This window comes from Maribacter sp. C-4077, assembly GCF_055378385.1.
This window is the reverse complement of record NZ_AP038807.1, coordinates 1,137,994-1,153,155: the sequence shown is the minus strand read 5'-3', so window position 1 is coordinate 1,153,155 and position 15,162 is coordinate 1,137,994. Positions and strand designations below refer to the sequence as shown.

General features: G+C 43.3%; 13 protein-coding genes. 3 read left to right on the top strand and 10 right to left on the bottom strand.

What is annotated here, in order from left to right; genetic code table 11:
- Positions 1-385: 385 nt before the first annotated feature.
- The 7 genes from ACZ41C_RS05030 to ACZ41C_RS05000 all read right to left on the bottom strand — a co-directional run bounded on the left by ACZ41C_RS05030 (position 386) and on the right by ACZ41C_RS05000 (position 9,546).
- Positions 386-1,954, bottom strand: a complete 1,569-nt coding sequence (locus ACZ41C_RS05030; protein WP_464564802.1) for a carboxylesterase/lipase family protein — start codon at positions 1,952-1,954, stop codon at positions 386-388.
- 182 nt (positions 1,955-2,136) lie between these two features.
- On the bottom strand, positions 2,137-2,766 hold the full coding sequence (locus ACZ41C_RS05025; RefSeq protein ID WP_464564800.1) for a cation efflux transmembrane domain-containing protein: 630 nt from the start codon (positions 2,764-2,766) through the stop codon (positions 2,137-2,139).
- 339 nt (positions 2,767-3,105) lie between these two features.
- Positions 3,106-3,894 (bottom strand): hypothetical protein, encoded by a 789-nt coding sequence (locus ACZ41C_RS05020; RefSeq protein ID WP_464564798.1) that lies wholly within the window; start codon positions 3,892-3,894, stop codon positions 3,106-3,108.
- 201 nt (positions 3,895-4,095) lie between these two features.
- Positions 4,096-5,580 (bottom strand): cellulose synthase family protein, encoded by a 1,485-nt coding sequence (locus ACZ41C_RS05015; RefSeq protein ID WP_464564796.1) that lies wholly within the window; start codon positions 5,578-5,580, stop codon positions 4,096-4,098.
- A 1-nt stretch (position 5,581) separates the two neighbouring features.
- Complete coding sequence (locus ACZ41C_RS05010; RefSeq protein WP_138257052.1) at positions 5,582-6,271, bottom strand: glycosyltransferase family 2 protein; 690 nt, start codon at positions 6,269-6,271, stop codon at positions 5,582-5,584.
- Positions 6,272-6,588: 317 nt separating this feature from the next.
- Positions 6,589-8,172 carry a 4Fe-4S binding protein gene (locus ACZ41C_RS05005; RefSeq protein ID WP_272636800.1) on the bottom strand — a complete coding sequence of 528 codons (1,584 nt, stop codon included), beginning with the start codon at positions 8,170-8,172 and terminating at the stop codon, positions 6,589-6,591.
- A gap of 27 nt (positions 8,173-8,199) precedes the next feature.
- Entirely contained in the window at positions 8,200-9,546 is a 1,347-nt protein-coding gene (locus ACZ41C_RS05000; protein WP_138257054.1) for an NAD(P)/FAD-dependent oxidoreductase, read from the bottom strand.
- A gap of 230 nt (positions 9,547-9,776) precedes the next feature.
- On the opposite strand from ACZ41C_RS05000, the gene ACZ41C_RS04995 reads away from it, so the two are divergent.
- The 3 genes from ACZ41C_RS04995 to ACZ41C_RS04985 all read left to right on the top strand — a co-directional run bounded on the left by ACZ41C_RS04995 (position 9,777) and on the right by ACZ41C_RS04985 (position 12,919).
- The gene (locus ACZ41C_RS04995) at positions 9,777-10,784 is read left to right on the top strand and encodes a glycoside hydrolase family 113 (protein WP_464564793.1); all 1,008 of its coding nucleotides are present in this window, start codon (positions 9,777-9,779) and stop codon (positions 10,782-10,784) included.
- 88 nt (positions 10,785-10,872) lie between these two features.
- Entirely contained in the window at positions 10,873-11,832 is a 960-nt protein-coding gene (locus tag ACZ41C_RS04990; protein ID WP_138257056.1) for a hypothetical protein, read from the top strand.
- Positions 11,833-11,884: 52 nt separating this feature from the next.
- Positions 11,885-12,919 carry an N-acetylmuramoyl-L-alanine amidase family protein gene (locus tag ACZ41C_RS04985; RefSeq protein WP_464565703.1) on the top strand — a complete coding sequence of 345 codons (1,035 nt, stop codon included), beginning with the start codon at positions 11,885-11,887 and terminating at the stop codon, positions 12,917-12,919.
- On the opposite strand, the gene ACZ41C_RS04980 is transcribed toward ACZ41C_RS04985, so the two are convergent.
- Genes ACZ41C_RS04980 through ACZ41C_RS04970 form a run of 3 tightly spaced genes read right to left on the bottom strand, consistent with a single transcriptional unit; the run spans position 12,920 to position 15,137 of the window.
- Positions 12,920-13,624: a TIGR04283 family arsenosugar biosynthesis glycosyltransferase gene (locus ACZ41C_RS04980; protein WP_464564790.1), complete on the bottom strand. Its 705-nt coding sequence runs from the start codon at positions 13,622-13,624 to the stop codon at positions 12,920-12,922. It lies immediately after the preceding gene.
- Between the two features lie 29 nt (positions 13,625-13,653).
- Positions 13,654-14,469, bottom strand: coding sequence for a purine-nucleoside phosphorylase (locus ACZ41C_RS04975; protein ID WP_464564788.1), 816 nt, complete (start codon positions 14,467-14,469; stop codon positions 13,654-13,656).
- Positions 14,470-14,471: 2 nt separating this feature from the next.
- The gene (locus ACZ41C_RS04970) at positions 14,472-15,137 is read right to left on the bottom strand and encodes a TIGR04282 family arsenosugar biosynthesis glycosyltransferase (protein ID WP_464565701.1); all 666 of its coding nucleotides are present in this window, start codon (positions 15,135-15,137) and stop codon (positions 14,472-14,474) included.
- Between the last annotated feature and the right edge of the window lie 25 nt (positions 15,138-15,162).

Below are 15,162 nucleotides of genomic sequence, written 5' to 3'. Positions count from 1 at the left end.
TAAATTAATCATTTTGTCTATCTCCAGAATTATAATAAGAAAAGACAAACGTACCTAAGTACGTTTATTTCTTTTTTACGAATACTAATCTAATGGATTTTAATATTCTATACACCCAATAGTAATGGATTATGGTCAACAAAATGATTCTACATTAAAAAAAAGAATCGCGATAGCCCTTCTTTTTCATTTAAGCTATTTTTAATTGATAGGCCCTGGCAGTTAGGTCTTTAAAGGGGAAAAGGATAATGCCTAGGAACCGCCTAAAGAGATCATTCGACCTTGCCAGTTTCCCCCTAAATAAAAAGAGGCCATAGTTCATGGCCCCTTTTCTATATTGTTCATTGGTTCAGATTCCTTTTAAATGCAAACTTGAAATAACCGGCTAATCCAGTGGCCTGATCATTTTCATCAACTCCCGGTCATGGTTATGCACTATGCGGCATTCCGTATCAAAATACATCGTGGCGCCATTGTCCGCGGTATAGGGTTCCCACTCTGGAAGTACCCCTTGTACGTTGGGATTTCCCGTTTTTACAAAATTGATCCAGGCAGAACTCATCTTGTCGGCCAGTGCCCAGGCATCCTCTCCATTGCCGGTCCAGTCTGACCTTAGATCGACCGTATTGAAGGCCAAGGGAATGTCCAAACCATGGAACGAACCCTTAGAGGCATCTTCAACGGGGCTTTTCCAGGCCAATAGGTACGCGTATACAGGTGCATCTGTTTCTTCGGCCCTGGCATCGGCAGTACGAATGGTATAAGGCCTGAACATTTTATCTATGGACAACAGGTCCTGAGGAGTATAATCCGGATACGCTTTTTCGTATAACGATACAAATTCATCGGTCCTGTCTCCATATTCCTTGGCCAGACTGTCCTTGGCCTGTTCCAATGTCAGTGTCTTGTTTCCATAGGCGACAGGCATCAGCTCGTTCAAGGTTGAACCGATCATCACGGGAATGTTTTTTGAAATATCGGCAAAGCCTGGGCTAAATGGTTGTTGAAGCAATACCTCGCCATCTACAGAGGGTGCAAAACCAAACATTCCGGATGAACCCGGAATTCTAGGGCCCGAAATTTCGGCTACGGCCTCATTTCCTGCTTTCACAAGATCATGATAGGGAATGGTGTCCAGCTTTTTAACGTCTTCTGGGGTAAGGTTTAATTTCTCAAGCACGGTTGCGGCCAGTTTCTGTGACTTCTCTTGGGTCATTGAATTTATCAAGGTGCCGCTTTGTATAATCGCCTTGTTGAACAATCCTTTCGCAGCTGGCATGCACATTAAGGTACCCACTTTTCCTCCGCCCCCGGATTCGCCTACTATAGTCACATTTGCGGGATCACCCCCAAATTTTGCAATATTGTTTTTGGTCCATTCCAATGCTTTTACGATGTCCAGCATGCCCACATTTGCCGATTGTGCATAGGAATCGCCATAAGCGGATAGGTCAAGAAATCCTAGAATGTTTAATCTATGATTGACCGAAACCATTACAATATCTCCTTTCTTGGCCAAGGCCTCTCCATAAGTCATGGGGTCGTTACTGGCACCCACAAAAAATCCACCCCCGTGTAACCAAACCATTACGGGACGTTTTTGACCGTCTTTTATTCCACGGGTCCAGATGTTCAGGCTAAACAGATCCGTCTCGCTCTGCATCTCATCAGGATACCAAGGCACTACTTGTCTGGCTACAGGCCCAAAATCCGTACATTCGCGTACATCGTCCCAAGCCACTGGATCCTGTGGAGGCATAAATCTTTCTGCCTTGGCATAGGGAATTCCCTTGTAGGCATAAACGCTATCATTTACGCTTCCGGTTATCTTCCCGTTGGTGGTTTCAATTACCAAATCTACTTCTGCGGTTGGTTTTGGGTCGGATTTACAGGAGGTAAAACTTATTGCCGCAAAAAATAGAAATAGCGTACACGTCTTTAAAAATGGTCTCATAATTTGTTCGGTATTACAGATTTAATTAGTGTTAAATGTACACTAAAAAATCAGTTTACCATAACATTGTTTTTTCCACGTTTCTTAAAGACTGGTTTTACGGGCCTCTTGCCCTCTTTTTCAACAAACAGAATCGCTTTTATAAGCCTTGTTCCATCTGGGTTTAATGAAACACCGATTCTTTAATCGCAACAACAATTCTTGTCGCTTTTTGCTTTTTCAAAACACTCCTTTCCTTCCTTAAAGGCAAAGTATGCAAGTCCCAGCGTTCCAAGACTGTCTATGTATGGAATTCCGAACAGTTCATAAATACCACTACTCACAAGTAGGATTATGGACATGTAAACGCAAACCATAGTACAATTAGCATCGGCTAAAATTGGTGCAGAATTGAGTCGGTTTCCTACGTTCCTTTTCCAAACGACCAATATCCACATAATTAAAATTGATATGGCTGAAATCACGACTCCCCAAAACGTTGTAAGCGGTTTATGTCCTGTCCAAATGTTGAAAATACTTGTAATTACAAGTCCATAGACCAAAATATAAAAGGCAATTCCGGTAATTCTCAAGGCTGTACGCTCAAAATCATCCCGTTTACTATCTGGATTATTTTGGATTCTTATAATCATATGGGCAATCCCGAGTCCGGAAATCACCTCGATAAAACTATCCGAACCAAAACCAAAAAGAGCCAGACTTTCATCTTCAAAGCCCAGATACGTTGATATCAGTCCCTCCGCAACGTTGTAGATGATCGTAAATACCGCCAGTCCGAAGGCTATTTTGTATAGTTTCTTTTTATCCGCCATTACATTTGTAACAATTTTGTTTTTTCTCAGTTCCAAGAACATAAGGAATTTAGACAAAATAACAGATCAAAACAAAAAGGACAATCGATGCCGTGGGAATGGATTCTTGCGGCCATTTAGCTCAATACTGGTCAAAGCAGTATTTTAATAAAACCCCCAGCTCATAAAATATAATCCCTTGTATTGCCATGAACATGAACCTAAGGATTGTGGAATTTATGGTTTTTAACCCTTTTGAGGAGCTATGCTAAAAAGAGAAACAGAAGTACTATTGTTTAATGGGACCACACGAATGGATGCCTGCGGTAGCGGGGGGGTAGCGGGGGTTGGCAATAGTATTTATTTCCCAATTTTACCTTTTAGCTGTTGTAACTTTTTTTTCGCTGCCTCAATTTTCTCTTTCTTTTTTAATTCGTCAAGTTGTTCATCAAGGATAATTTCTATTCCGACCCTTAATGTATCGAAATGCTCTAAACAAGTGTTTTCATCTAGTTGATGAATACCAAGACTAAGTACTGAATACATTGTTCGATTATCTACTAAAAATGAAGGTAAATAAGATTTAAGCAATTCGATTTTCTCATCCATTCGTGCTTTCTGAAATTTGGATTCGTCTACAGTTTTATTGGCAAGTCCTTTTTCGTAAGCCTTGTCAATTAAAAATTCAAAAATTCTTCTTAGGTAGACAAAAGAACCAATTCCAACTCCGTTAGCAGCTAATCCAATAGCTCGTGTAAATTCTTTCAATTTCTCTGAATTGAGAAGCTTGCTATATTGCTTTATCTCGCCGATATGTAGATCTGCAACAGATGGAAATTGTCCAACTTTCATAAGAATTTGTGACTCTGGCTCCCACAAACAATAGTATCTAAAAATATCATTATATCTTTTACATTGTATTTCAACACTTGCAAAACCTCCATTTGTCTGAAAATCGTTGTCAGCATATCTTAAAGTTCTAGAAATAGCAAATGTCGTTTCAACTTTCCGCCAAGGATTATATCCCTCGACATTTATATTACGATAGCTGTAAACTATTTTTTCGAATTCGTTTTGGTCAGTCTCTTCTATTTTTATTTTCGTATAGATTGGTGTGTTAAATAAAAAATTATCAAGATTAAAATTCATATTTAGTAAGTAGTGTTAAATTATTGCCAACAATCGCATAAACGTACCTAGGTACGTTTATACCCGTTTTACGAATACTAATCTAATGGATTTTAATGGTCTATACACCCAATAAAAATGGAATATACTTAACAAAATGGTACTTAAACAAAAAAAGGACGGCAATTGCCGTCCTTTTTTTGTTTAAGCTATCTATAATTTCTATGCCCTGGCCGTTAAGCTTTTAAAGAAGACAAAGCTAAACCCTAGGAACAACATAAAGTGGAACGGGAACAGTCCAAAATCGTTTAAAGGTACCGCACTGTACATGCCAAAAAGGAAATACAACATTAAGGCGAACTCCAAGATCATGTTGGGGGACAGTTTCTTGGCCAAGTACTTGTTGCCCTTCCAGCTTTGTGTCAGGTTATTGATATTGAATTTGGGTGTACGTACAAATTCACTTCTTTTGCCCATGTGGCCCTCCAACACCGCGATGGAGTTGTGCAAAGAAAAGCCCAAGGCCACCGAGAAAAAGGTAAAGAACAGTTTTATATAGTCCACAAAATTGTCGAAACTACTGCCCTGTACGCTCTTGTAGGTAAACCAATAACAGATAAAAAGGATGATTGTACTAAGGATAAAGAAGCTGGTCGCCTCAAATACCCACGCCAAGTGCCCGTACATGTTTTTTATGTACAACATAGGAATACTCAACAAGGCCACAGTGAACACACAAAGGAACATACTACTGTTCAACAAGTGCATGACACCATGAAATTTGGTTTTAAAAGGAATGTTCTTGGCGCTGATTACGCTCCAAACGGTCTTTCTAAAGTTTTCCGCGCCGCCCTTGTTCCAACGAAACTGCTGCGAACGGGCCGCACTGATTACGACAGGAAGTTCGGCCGGTGTCTCCACATCCTCCAAATATTTAAACTTCCAATTCTTTAATTGGGCACGGTAGCTTAGGTCCAGATCCTCGGTCAAGGTGTCACCTTCCCAGTTACCGGCATCCAAAATGGTTTCTTTTCTCCAGATACCAGCGGTTCCGTTAAAGTTGATAAAGTGTCCTTTGGCATTCCTACCTACTTGTTCCAAGGTGAAGTGTGCATCCAACGCAAAGGCCTGTATTTTGGTCAAGGTTGAATAGTCGCGGTTGAGGTGGCCCCAACGGGTCTGTACCACACCAATTTCCGGATCTTTAAAGTAGATAACGGTTTTCTTCAACCAATCCGAAGACGGCATAAAGTCGGCATCAAAAATAGCGATAAACTCGCCTTTGGCAATATTTAGTCCTTCCTTTAGGGCGCCGGCCTTAAAGCCCGTTCTATCCGTTCTACGGATATGCTGTATGTCCAATCCAGTTTCCTGAAGTTCGGATATGCGTTTTGCGGTAACCGCCACGGAGTCATCCGTAGAGTCGTCCAACACCTGAATTTCCAACTTGCTTTTTGGGTATTCAATCTTGGCAATGTTTTCCAACAAACGTTCCATCACGTATTCCTCGTTGTACACGGGAAGCTGAATGGTCACAAATGGAATTTCCCTTGGGTCCAACAAATTGAATTTTGGAGCGGTCTGGTTTTTTCTTTTTTGGGTAAGGTAATTGACCAAAAGGTTCAATTGGGCCAAACTGTAAAAGAAGATCAACAGCAGTGCAATGCTATAGATCGCGATGATAATGTAAGAGATGGTAATTGCCATATTATTTTAAACTGTATTTAAAGATCCAACCCAATATTTTTACTCCGGCAAAGATAGTACCTTTTACCGTACCGGACACTTTTGAAACACCAATTCTTTTTTTGTAACGCACTGGTACTTCGGTATATGCCATTTTTTTTCGCAAAATTTTCAATTGCATTTCTACCGTCCATCCGTACGTTTTGTCCTCCATTTTCAATTCTTTGAGACTTTCGTATTTTATCGCCCTAAAAGGTCCCAAATCCGTAAATTTAGAGCCAAAAAACAAGCGCATTAAAAATGTGGCCAATTGGTTGCCAAAAACCTGTTGCGGGGTCATGGAACCTTCCTCCCGCAAACTTTTTTTTCTGGCCCCTACAACAAAATCAAGATCGTTTTCAATAATGGGAGCTACAACTTTATCCAATTCCTCCGGATAGTCGGAGTAGTCTCCGTCGATAAATACGATAATATCCGGTTGTTTGGATTGTTTGGCGATGTAATCCATACCGCAAAGACAGGCATACCCATACCCTTTCTTGGTCTCGGTGAGCACCGTAGCCCCAGCGGCACGGGCATTTTCAACGGTTGCATCGGTAGATGCATTGTTAATAACTATTATTTCGGAAACCGATTTTGGAAGGTCGTGGATGACGTGCGCAATGGAATCTGCTTCGTTGAAGGCGGGTATAATGACTTTAATGTCCTTCATTATCTTAATTGAAAAGGCGGTTGACCATCTAAAAGTAATTAGGTCGCAAAAGTATCAATAACTTACCATCTTTTTGGGATGGCACTTTTAATATGGACCAAATTTATGCGCTTCGACATGCTCAGCGTGACATATAATGTACGACTGTCAGTCCAAGTCCTTCGGCTACGCTCAGGACAGGCCTTTTGAGGACCTAAAACATAAAATTTCAGTAAACTTTTTTATTGACCTGCGCTTCCACAGGCTCAGCGTGACACTGTGTTATTCGACTGTCTTTCCAAGTGTTACAACTCCGCTAAAGGCAGGCCTTTCGAGAACTACTTCCTATTCACCAACTTCATTAAATCAACGTCATTGCCCAAAAGTATTTCGGTTGGATTGATGCGACCCTCCTGCGGTCCATTTTCCAATTTGAGTACGCCCCGCGGGCAAACCGCCGAGCAAATACCACAGCCCACACAACTGGATCGTACGATATTCTCGCCTTTTTGGGCGTAGGCGCGTACATCGATGCCCATCTCGCAATAGGTGGAACAGTTGCCACAGGAAATACACTGGCCCCCGTTGGTGGTAATCCTAAATTTGGAAAACAAGCGTTGCTGAAATCCTAGGATGGCCGCCATGGGACACCCAAAGCGACACCATACCCTGCTACCAAAAATGGGATAGAACCCCGTACCAATAACACCCGAAAAGATACTACCGATCAAAAAGCTGTAGGTGGTCCTAAGTGTATTGGATTTGAATATGAAAATGTTGCCGTCACCGCTAAAGAAGTGCATACCGATCAGCACCGCAATGATGGTAAAATAGCCTATGGCCCCGTACTGGGCATCCTTTTCAAGTTGGTCCCTTTTATAGATCATGGCCCAAGCGAAAACTGCAGTCAGTATTACGGATACCCCAATAAGAAAGGTGGTTTTGGTCAACCAGTATTTGCTGGTATCGTTCCCTAAATAGGAGTAGATAACGGCCGTGGTCATTAAGGTTACAAATACTACTACGCTATGCACTACCCATCTTTCTACCTTCCAGGCAAATTTGGACTTATCGCTCAATTGTCTAAAAGGGTCCCCCACCGTTTCCGCCAGGGCACCGCAACCGCACACCCAAGAGCAGTACCATCGTTTCCCGAATTTATAGGTCAAAATAGGTGAAATCACAAAAATGGAGAGGATACCAAAAAGCAACATGGCCAAACCAATATCCCCAGCATCTATAAAACCGTTTATCCGGTAGCGTTCAAAATTATAGTAGTTCAGTGGCCACATATTCTTGAGGTCGTAATAGGGTAGGTCCCCGTTTAACCGAGCCATGATTTCGGGAATGATGAAGGCAAAGGCCGTCTGGAAGAACATAACACTTAGCGTTCGCAAACGTTGGTAGCCGTTATGCCGGTATTTCCACATAAATTTTAACCCAAAGGCCAGTATGCCCAAAGTATATAAGGCTCCATATACGAACCACTGACTGGCAGGATTCCCGCTCAAAGCCTTGCTCAATGGGTCAAAAAGGGCAATCACACCCTTGTTATCCCCATCCTGAACCAAACCCAGATATTCCGGATAAAAATAAAGTACGATGTAAAATCCCGTCAGGGCAATTCCTGTCAACCAGCCTAAAAAGCCCCTGCTAGAAATGGACTTGAACCACACCCCATCGTTTTTGATACCCTCATGTTTATGTGCATAGGCCGCTTGGGAAAATAGGAACACGCCCAAGAAAATAAGCAGGAGTGATATGCTTAGCCAAAGGGCACTGTTGCCCAATTGCAGGTTGAAGAGTTGTAGGACAAGAATGCCAAGACCGGTCATACCGATCAACACGGATATTTTCTGGTTGGTGTTCAAGGCCTTTGGCGGTTCCCCGGCCAATGACATGCTTTTGTCTAGAGTACGCATACAAGTTGTTTTTAACTGTTGGTAAGGTTAGGCAAGATTTAATATCCGCTTCCAACTTTTCTTTTTTGGTCTGATGTTTTGGTGAAAATCTTGATTAAATTTAGATACAATGGCCTCCTCATATGTCTCATAGAGTTCCGGGTCAAAATTCACATCCTTTAAATGTTCCAATACATATTCCACGCTTCGTTTTTCATTCAGCCATCTATCGAACAGTTCATGCCGTAATCGTATGCCAAAGTTATTGATGCCCAAAAACTCATGAGTGTCTTTGTGGAAAGCAATAGTGATACAAAGTTTTTCCTTGGGATGTCGCCAATGAAAATGTTCTTCATATTCCTTTTTGTTTGGTTCGCTGAACACCCAGCCATAGGTCTGATATTCAATATCCAAGAATTTGGCCGAGTTGAACCAGTGCCCAGGATTGTATTCGGTGGGGTTGCCGCAAAGTGTCTGCGCCAAGGTCTCGCCCATCATCCTGCCCGTATACCAAACGGCCTCTATGGGTCTACGCAACCCAATGGCCTCGTGTTGTTCCGCACAATCGCCAATAGCGTAGATGTCCTCGATGTTGGTTTGTAGCATTCGGTTTACCTTGATTCCTTTTCCGAGTTCAATACCGGAATCATTAAGGAAATCTATGTTGGGGGTTACCCCAGCGGTCAACCCTACCACATCACAAGCAATAGTTTCTCCCTTATCTGTCACTACAGCTTTGGCCCGGCCATTCTCATCAGATAATATCTCTTTTAAATTGGTATCCAACCGTAAATCAATATGGTGCTCCCTGATGTGCTCGTTGATCATTTCAGATTCCCCACTGGGCAAGACCCCATTCCAAAAGCTCGTTTCGCGTACCAAAAAGGTCACCGGGATGTCCCTGCTCCGCAACATTTCCGCCATTTCGATTCCAATAAGTCCGCCACCAACTATGACTGCCCGTTTGCAAACATTTTTGTTTGGTGCATTTTTCTGCAATTGCTCCAGATCCTGTTTGGAATAAAGCCCTTGTACACCTTTTAAATCCTGACCGGGCCACCCAAATTTGTTGGGTTTGGAGCCCGTGGCGATGACCAGGGCATCGTATTCAATGCGGTCGCCATTGGAAAGGGACACCGTTTTTTGGTCCGGAAGCACCTTTTCAACATAGCCGTTTACTAATTCTATCCTGTTTTTCTTCCAAAAGTTGTTTTCGTAGGGCTGTGTGTGTTCAAATTTCATGTGGCCCATGTACACGTACATAAGGGCGGTACGTGAAAAGAAATAATCGGATTCGGAAGAAATGATGGTGATTTTTTTGTCGGATAGTTTACGGATGTGTCGGGCAAGGGTCACGCCCGATATGCCGTTTCCAATAATGACGATGTGTTCCATGGGCCGGTTGATTTAGTTATAGTTTGGGTCGTTCTAAAAACGAATTCCTTAACAAGCCATGTTAAGTTATAAAGAATTTAGATAGGAATGTCCAATGGAAATAGGTTTGATTTCTTTGATTTGTATAGCATGTATGATTTGTAGTAATAAAAAGTTTAACACTTCACTTTAAAAAATGGACTTACTTGGAAAGCCTAAATACATTACTTTAGATTTTAGATTGATTCACTATGAGGAAATTAGGTCTAATTCTTGTATGTTTTCTCCAATTCTGCTGTAATGGAAAGGCACAGAAAAAGTGGAACGGCGTCAGTTTTGTAGCTTCCCGGGAAGAGGCGGCGCAGCCCCACGTAGACGAGATCATTAAGATCCATGCGAACAGCGCGGCCGTAATGCCCTTTGGTTTTATACGTGATTTGGCTTCGCCCGAAATTATTTTCGATACGGAGAGACAATGGTTCGGGGAAACTAGAAAAGGCGCAAAACAGTACATCGAACTTTTAAAGAAGAACGGGATCCAAGTGATGGTAAAACCCCAGATTTGGATCGGGGGCGGTCAGTTTACGGGTACCATCGCCATGAAATCGCCCGAAGATTGGAAGGTGCTGGAGGAATCTTACGACAAGTTTATTTTAAACTATGCAGCGTTGGCACAGGAGACCAATGCGCCTATTTTTTGCATCGGGACGGAACTGGAGACCTTTATAAAGAACCGGCCGGAATACTGGAACGAGCTCATCGCGAAAATCCGTAAAATCTATTCCGGTAAGCTGACCTATGCGGCCAACTGGGACGAATATGCCAGAACACCTTTTTGGAACCAACTGGATTTCATCGGCATCGATGCCTATTTTCCTTTATCGGAATCCAAAACACCTACTGTAACCGAATTGAAGGCGGGTTGGCAGCCTTGGAAACAGAAAATTTCACAATTGGCCCTCCAAGTACAAAGACCGGTGCTGTTTACGGAATACGGCTACCGATCCATGGACTACACCGCCAAAAAGCCCTGGTTGGTGGATAGAACCGAAGAGGGCGTAAATATGGTGGGTCAGTCCAACGCCAAAAAGGCCATTTTTGAGGAGTTTTGGGGCGAGGAATGGTTCGCCGGCGGCTTCGTCTGGAAATGGTTCATACAGCATGACCGTTCCGGCGGGGAAAAGGATAACCGTTTTACCCCCCAGAACAAACCTTCACAGGCCATTATTGCCAACTATTACAGGCTACATAAGGATTGATTTAGAGTAAACCCTTGAAAATTAGTTGGCCCACTGTTTTGAAAGGGCTATTATTTTTGTTAATCTTTGTAACAGGAATACTATCAGCATGCACAACCCTATACCTCGTTCCGTTTTTAGGAGCTTATCCATTTGCTTTTTTCTACTTCATATCCATGCAACCGTGGCCCAAGAAACGTCCAATACCATTGTGGCCAAAACGGGTGATGGTATCTTTTCCGTTTTGCGGAAATCCGGAATCCATCCTATTAATTACTATGAGCAGTTCCTGAAGTTGAATGCCGATAACATCAAGAACGGTAGCGAGTTGATTGTGGGGAAGGAATACATTCTTCCGGATGCGCCAGACTCCTTTAAGCGCACTGGGGTCCGAATCGATACGGGCGAAGAGGTAGAAGCTCCCATTTTCAATGAAACGGAGTTGTCCCTGATGAACCAAAAGGATACCACCTTGCAAAATACGGTCTATTACTTTGTGCATTCCGGTGGTACCGAATCTAAAAAACGTTTTGATTCACTCACACGCCAATTGGCCAATGACCTTATGGTAAAGGGGGCGCGGGTCTATCTTTTGGAGGATTCCAAAATAGCGGCGGCGATTTCGGATTCGCTGTCCCTTGTGGCAAAAAAGGAGATGTACGGAAATTTTTCCAGCGCGATCAATAAAAAATATTTGAGGCATAAGGGCGCCTACCAACGCGTGATTCTAATTGAGGACGCTTTTGGACCACGGGAAAATTCGGTCGTACGTATTAGCCATAATCCTAAAAGTAGGGAAGGCAGACAATTTGCTTCCGTTTTGGAGAACGTATTGCGAAAAAATACCTCGGTTCCCGTAAAGGAAAAGAACGAACCGAATTCCTTTAAGGACGACGCCAGTTTGTATTTTGCCAACAACTTGGTTCCGCCCATCGTAATTTTGAACTTTACCGATGGTTCCAAACCCTTACAGGGCGGATTTAACCTAAAATCCGAAAAGAAACCTTTAGTGGGTCTGTTGAACGACGGCATTCTAGAGGATTACTCCCAGTTGAATTTTGAAAATTAGTGGGGAATATCTTGGATTCTTCGGCATGGACTTTGATTTTGGTAAGTGTATGATGCGGAAATTTATCTTGTTTATTTTTGTTTTCTCCTTCCAATTTTTCCCTGTACATGGGCAGGATACCTTGGCCACCGTTACTGCGGAAAAAGGCGACGGTATTTATTCCCTTTTGCGAAAACATGGTGTGAACCCCTATGAATATTACCGTGAATTTATAGATATCAACCTGGTAAATCTACGTGACAGCGTTCATTTGTACGAGGGTAGGATCTATGCCATCCCCAAAGTGCTCATGGACACCATACCCGTGGTGGACTCCATCCAGCGGCAGGCCAAGGAAGTGAAGGAAGTGGAGGCCAAGACCTACGATATTTTTGGGGAGAAGCACAAAACGGTACTATCCAAGAGCGAACGTCTGAAAGGTGCCATCTATTATTTGGTATCCGGCCACGGCGGTCCGGACCCAGGGGCAATGGCCGTGTATGCGGGCAAATCCATATCGGAGGATGAATATGCCTATGACATTACCTTGCGTTTGGCCAAGGAACTTCTGGCGCATGGGGCATCGGTGTATATTATAATCAGGGATGAAAACGATGGAATTCGCGAGGAACGTATCCTGGAAATGGACCGGGACGAGGTCGCCTATCCCGATAAGGTCATTCCCTTGAACCAACGCGATAGACTGCAACAGCGCGTGGATATCGTGAACGATTTGTACAAACAGAACAAAGGGGCCTACCAGCGGCTCATCGTTACCCATGTGGACAGCAGGAGCGTTGGCCAGAATATAGATGTGTTCTTTTACCATCATGAAAAGAGCCAAAATGGGAAGCGGCTGGCGGAGAGTATCCACAAGACCTTCGAGGCGAAATACAAACAGTACCAGCCCAACAGGACCTATTCCGGAACTTTTGAGGACCGTACTTCCCTGTTCCTCGTCAAAAAGACACATCCGGCCATGACCTTTATTGAAATCGGGAATATCCGTAATGAAAAGGACCAACGACGTATTCTGGACCCGGACAATAGACAGGCATTGGCCAAATGGATTTCAGAAGGTGTGATACTGGATTATGAGGAAAGATAACTAGAGTGCAATATTTTTTCGGTAATAATCATATAGACTATCGGGTCCCTTGCCCAAATAATACCTAAGGTGTATCATGGCGAAATGATATTGCAGGCGGACCATGCCCTTTTCCATATACCTTCGTGCCGAAGTTTCCACATAATCATTGATGACCTTGAACGGGGTCTTTTTGTACAATCGCCCAATAAACTCATTGTCCTCGTAGACTTTGTAGTTTTCATCAAATCCGCCTAACGTTTCAAAAAGTTCCTTCTCCACAAAAAGGGATTGGTCACCGCCGCGGCATATAGGTCGGTTTATTTTGGTACACCAAGCGAAAAATCCCAGAAAGGGACTGGGCGAATCGAATTTGAGTCGGAAGCATCCTGTCCGTATTCCTTCCTCAACCACTTTTAGAACCTGTGTATCGAAACCCGGTGGCGGAAGGCTGTCCACATGTAAAAAATACAAAATATCGCCCGAAGCATTTTTGGCGCCCCAGTTCATTTGATTGGCCCTGCCTTTTTCACTGGATAAAACCCGGGCTCCAAATTTTTGGGCAAAAAAAACGGTTCGGTCCGTGCTACCGCCGTCCACGATCAGGATTTCCATGATCTGGTCCGTGCAGGTATTCTCTAGAATCTTGGCCAATACCCGCTGTATATAGTCTTCCTCGTTCAGGACGGGGATGATGATACTGATATTGGGTACTTCCTTTTGCATTTTAAATTCCCAGGTAGGGCCAAAAACGTTTATAGCTGCTTGATCAGTTCCCTAAAGAGTTTTACCATCTTGGGTTCGGTCGCTTCGGCGATGGCCAGTATTTCAGATATGTTTACGGGCTCCAGATGATCCGGGTCGCATTCATCGGTCAGTACGGAAACGGCCACAATGGGCAGTTCCAAATGATTCGCTACAATGACCTCGGGTACGGTGCTCATTCCCACGGCATCGGCACCCAATATTTTCAGCATTCTGTATTCTGCCCTGGTTTCCAACTGCGGCCCCACCACGGATGCATATACGCCGGATTTTAGCGAAATGCCATGTTCTTTGGCAATTTCTAAAAGTTTTTTTCGCATGTCCTTGTCGTAGGGTTGGGACATGTCCACAAAACGGGGTCCAAATTCAGACACGTTTTTGAAAGCCAGCGGTGACCCCCCTTGCAAGTTGATGTGGTCCTCGATCAACATCATATCGCCCTTTTTAAAATCGAGGTTGATGGCTCCCGCGGCATTGGAGATGAATAGCTTGGAAATACCCAATAGGTGCATCACGCGTATGGGATAGGTAATATCCAGAAAGTCATACCCTTCGTACAGGTGGAACCGACCTTGCATGACCACTACTTTTTTGTCCTCGATGGTGCCATAGAGAAGCTTTCCCGTGTGGAATTCTACCGTAGCGAGGGGAAAGAATGGGATATGGTTATAATGTGCTTCAATGGGATCCTGAATTTCCTCGACCAGTTTTCCCAATCCGGTACCCAGCACGATTCCTATTTCCGGGTTTTCAAATCCCTTGGATATTAAATAGGCGACCGATTCTTCCAATTGTTTCTTTTGCATGCTTATCTATTTTTTAAAAACGGGGCAAAGGCAGGTATGTCCTTTATGTCCTCGTAATAATCTACATCGTTTTTGGTTTTTAAAAGTATCTTTTTTTCGTTTTCCAAATCGTTCAAGGTATCCCTTAAAACGGTCTCTGTTCCCCACTCCTTATCTTTAAAAAGGGCAGGCTTAAGCTTTTTCATACCCAAGAGATAATAACCGCCATCTTCGGCAGGGCCCAAGACAAAATCGTTTTGCGCTAGTACCCTAAAGGCTTCTTCCAGATCTTCCTGGGACAGGTCGTACATATCGCTCCCAATAATGACTATTTTTTCATATCCGCTGGCAAACCCGTCCTGAAAGGCATTGCGCATCCGGGTGCCCAAATGGTCGCCAACCTGAAGCCTTTTACCATAGATTTTGTTGTCCCAAATGTCCTGTTCCCAGACTTCATCGGAATAGTAAACAATTTTATCGGTGTACAATCCGGAGGTAATCTTTACGGTATGTTCAAGTAAGAAATTATAAATATCCAAGGCCGCTTGGTCTCCCACGGTTGCCGCCAAGCGCCTTTTGCCCTTTCCAAGTTCCGGGTTTCTGGTGAAGATGAGGAGCAGGTTCTTGCTGTTGGCCAAGGTAAAATCTATGGTTTTTTCGTCCTTTTCGTTTTTGTTGGTCTGTAGAATACCCAAGTGTCAGTACTGTTTTTTC